This window comes from Methylobacterium sp. WL18 (genome assembly GCF_008040015.1).
In the GTDB taxonomy this organism is placed as follows: domain Bacteria; phylum Pseudomonadota; class Alphaproteobacteria; order Rhizobiales; family Beijerinckiaceae; genus Methylobacterium; species Methylobacterium mesophilicum.
Genome location: NZ_VRVD01000518.1, coordinates 1 through 3,336, shown reverse-complemented (window position 1 = coordinate 3,336; position 3,336 = coordinate 1). Strand labels below are relative to the sequence as shown.

Below are 3,336 nucleotides of genomic sequence, written 5' to 3'. Positions count from 1 at the left end.
GGTCAGGACCGCGCGGCGGGTTCCGGCGGCCCGGGAGGGCGCGTCATGGGGCTCGTCCAACGGCATCTCGTCTCTAGCGTGTCCAATCCGGCCGGCGGAAGGTCGGCGCGCAGGTAGCACGTCCGCGGGTGTTCTCGAAAGCGCCCGCGGAACGGGGGCCGCCGCCGTGGCGCCATGGCGCCTCGAAACCGCACCGCCCCCGTGATAGGCGCCCGACCATGCGAGCCGATTTCGATATGCCCCTCCCCGACCTCACCCTGCACACCGTCTGCGGCCTGGAGGAGCTGGCCGGCCACGGCGCGAGCGGGGTCAGCCACGTCCTGTCGCTTCTCGATCCCGGCACGCCCGAGCCGGAGGCGTTCGCCGCCTACGGCACCCATGCCCGCACGACCCTGCACTTCCACGATTGCCTCGGCCCGGGCGACGGCCTCGTGCCGCCCGAGCCCGAGCATGTCGCGGCGATCCTCGGCTTCGGGCGCGACCTCGACGGCGCGGGCCACCTCCTGGTCCATTGCCATTACGGCCTGTCGCGCTCCACGGCGGCGCTGCTGATGCTGTTCGCCCAGGCCGAACCCGACGTTTCCGCCGAGGCCCTGGTGGCCCGCCTCCACGCCCTGCGCGAGCCGGCCTGGCCCAACGCCCGGATGATCGGTTTCGCGGATGGGATGCTCGGCCGCGCGGGCCGGCTCAGCGAGGCGGTCCGCCAGCTCCACGCGCTCCAGCTGCGGGTCCGGCCGCACCTCGCCGAGCTGCTGCGCGGGCTGGGACGCGGTGCGGAGGTCGATGCTGCCGAGCGGGGGTAGGAGATTGTTCGGATCAGGCGCTCCGACGAGATGCAGCGAAGCCTCCTTCTCGCATCGCGTACGGACGGGTATTGCGCAAACATACACACAGATTGTTGCTCTGGGCTGCGACTTGTGTAATCCTACGCAGGAGGAAACACTCAAGGATCAGGCTGTCGTATCGAATCTTCGCGTGGATCCCTGACCCAGGAAGCGCGGAGCGGCAGGCGGGCCGAAAGTGTTCCCGGGATGTCGAGACCGGCGCGCGCGCGCAAAACCCGTGCGGTGATGACGGCACTTCAGAAGGACGGATGGTTCGTTGTCCGAAAGGGCCCTGGAGACCACATCCAGTTCAAGCATGCGAGCAAACCCGGACGGGTCACGATCGACGCAGGCGAGTCGGAGATCCCGACCGGAACCCTGCGCAGCATCTATCGGCAAGCCGGATGGGTTTGGTGAGAGGGCAGGCAGCAAACCTATCTGGGCAAGAAGCCTCCCCTGAGTATCGATGAGAACCGAGATGGCGGATATGGCTCACGTCGTCATGCTGGTGCACCAGGAGGACGGCCGGTTCGGCGCCTCCTTCCCGGATTTCCCGGGGGCGACCACGGTCGCGGGCGATCTCGACACGCTTTATCGCAAGGCCGCCGAGATGCTGGCCTTCCACGTCGCCGGGATGGCGGAGGATGGCGAGGAAGCCCCGCGCCTACGCGGGCTGGATGAGTTGCGCGGCGATCCCGGTTTTCAAGAGGACAGCGGCGACGCGATGATTGCGCTCGTGCAGGTCGAGCTTCCTGGCAGGGCCGTGCGCGTCAACATCTCGATGGAGGAAGGCCTCCTCCGGCGGATCGACCGGGCCGCCGAGGCGACCGGCGAGAGCCGATCCGCCTTCCTGGCCCAGGCCGCCAAGGCGCGGCTTTCGGCCGGAGCCTGAGACCCGGTCCTCACTTCCCGGCCGGCGTAAAGCTCCCGTCCTTCCAAACGTACAGAACATAGCCCTGGGCGGTGACGTCGCCCTTGGAATCGAACCCGACCGTGCCGAGCACGACGTCGAACCGCTCCGTATGGAGCGCCTGGGCGATCGGCTTCGGCTCGACCGAGTGGGCGAAGTTGCCGGCCGCGACCAGCGCCTGGAGGGCCGCGTAGCCGTAGACGGTCGAGCCGGTGGGATCGACGCCCTCGGCCTTGAACGCCTTCACGACGGCGGCGGCGGCGGGCTGGCGGCTCGGATCGAGGTAGAAGGTCATCAGCACGCCGTTGCTGGCCGAGCCCGCGACCTTGGCGAAGTCCGGCGTCGCGATCGCCGAGGTGCCGAACCATTGCGGACGGTAGCCGCGATCGGCGGCGACCTTCACGAGGCGGCCCATCTCGGCGGCGTCGCCGCCGTAATACACCACCTCGATCCCCGCGCCCTTGAGCCGGTCCACCAGGGCGGCGTCGTCGGCGTCGCTCGGCGCGAACGACAGGGACAGGGCCTCGTTGATGCCGATCCGGTTGAGGTTGTCCTTGGTGGCGGCCGCCAGCGTCCGGGAGGCCGGGGTCTGGTCCTGGATCAGCGCGATCTTGCGGTCGCGGAAGCGCTCGGCGAGCACCGCGGCGGAGAGCCGGGCCTGGTCGTCGTCGCGCCCGCAGACCCGGAAGACGTTCGGCAGCCCCCGGTCCGTGAGCCGGGCCGACACCGAGGCCGCGCTGATCATCACGATGCCGTTCTGGGCGTAGATGTCGGAGGCCGCGATCGAGGCGTTCGAGCAGACATGGCCGACGACGAGGCGCACGTTGGAGCGCACGAAGTGGTTGGCGACCGCGGTGGCGGTGTTCGAGTCGCAGGCATCGTCCTGCACGTCGAGGGTGACGGGCTGCCCGTCGAGCCCGCCCATGGCGTTGGCGTCCCGGGCCGCGGCCTCGACGCCGCGCAGCACCTGCTCGCCCACCGCCACGTAGGGGCCCGAGCGCGGGACCGCGACGCCGACCACGACATCGGCCGCCGCCGGCCCGGCCGACAGGAGCGCGAGACACAGGCTCAAGGGGAACAGCGTGGGCCGGAACAGCCCGCGGGCGGAGACGACGCGTCCGATCTTCATCGGGCTCTTCTAGGCATCCTTGCGCGAGTCAGCCACCGGCGCGGGCGGGTCGCGGCTCCGTCCGGGCGCTCCCGCGCCGCACCAAACCGCACGCAAAGCCCATACGCGAGGACGCGGCGGAACGCGATTGTTTTCCGCCGACGCGCGAAAGTCGTCCCGTGCTTACTTCGCGTAATAGTAGGCGGTCGCCACCGAGGAGACCGGGCCGGTGACGGAGGTGAAGACGGACAGCACCTTCGAGACCTCGGTGAACGGGGCGTTCGAGACGTAGATCAGGTCACGGTTGCGCATGCGGAACGCCTGGGTGGTGAACAGGCTGTTGGGGTCGCGCATGTTGATCCGGTACACCACCGGCACCAGCGGCGTGCCGGTGAGCTTGGTGGCCGGGTTGAGCCGGCGCACCACGCTGGCGGGCTCGAACCGGAAGATGAAGGTGCCGGCCGGGTCGGCGGCGAAGTCCGACAGGCCGCGCG

4 protein-coding genes and 1 pseudogene are annotated in these 3,336 nt (G+C 69.8%); 3 read left to right on the top strand and 2 right to left on the bottom strand.

The genetic code is table 11. From position 1 onward, the window contains the following. Positions 1 to 236: 236 nt before the first annotated feature. The 3 genes from FV228_RS24195 (at position 237) to FV228_RS24185 (ending at position 1,716) form a co-directional block, all read left to right on the top strand. Complete coding sequence (locus FV228_RS24195; protein WP_147856891.1) at positions 237 to 803, top strand: protein-tyrosine-phosphatase; 567 nt, start codon at positions 237 to 239, stop codon at positions 801 to 803. 228 nt (positions 804 to 1,031) lie between these two features. After that, a complete protein-coding gene (locus FV228_RS24190) occupies positions 1,032 to 1,241 on the top strand; it encodes a type II toxin-antitoxin system HicA family toxin (protein WP_147856890.1) in 210 nt (69 codons plus the stop codon). Positions 1,242 to 1,302: 61 nt separating this feature from the next. After that, positions 1,303 to 1,716: a type II toxin-antitoxin system HicB family antitoxin gene (locus FV228_RS24185; RefSeq protein WP_348645071.1), complete on the top strand. Its 414-nt coding sequence runs from the start codon at positions 1,303 to 1,305 to the stop codon at positions 1,714 to 1,716. A gap of 10 nt (positions 1,717 to 1,726) precedes the next feature. Here the strand turns inward: FV228_RS24185 and FV228_RS24180 are convergent, their stop codons facing one another. Together FV228_RS24180 and FV228_RS24175 are read right to left on the bottom strand one after the other, a co-directional pair. Beyond that, positions 1,727 to 2,863, bottom strand: coding sequence for a branched-chain amino acid ABC transporter substrate-binding protein (locus FV228_RS24180; protein ID WP_147856889.1), 1,137 nt, complete (start codon positions 2,861 to 2,863; stop codon positions 1,727 to 1,729). Between the two features lie 162 nt (positions 2,864 to 3,025). Beyond that, positions 3,026 to 3,336 (bottom strand): annotated as a pseudogene (locus FV228_RS24175) (sugar transporter); the annotation flags it as partial.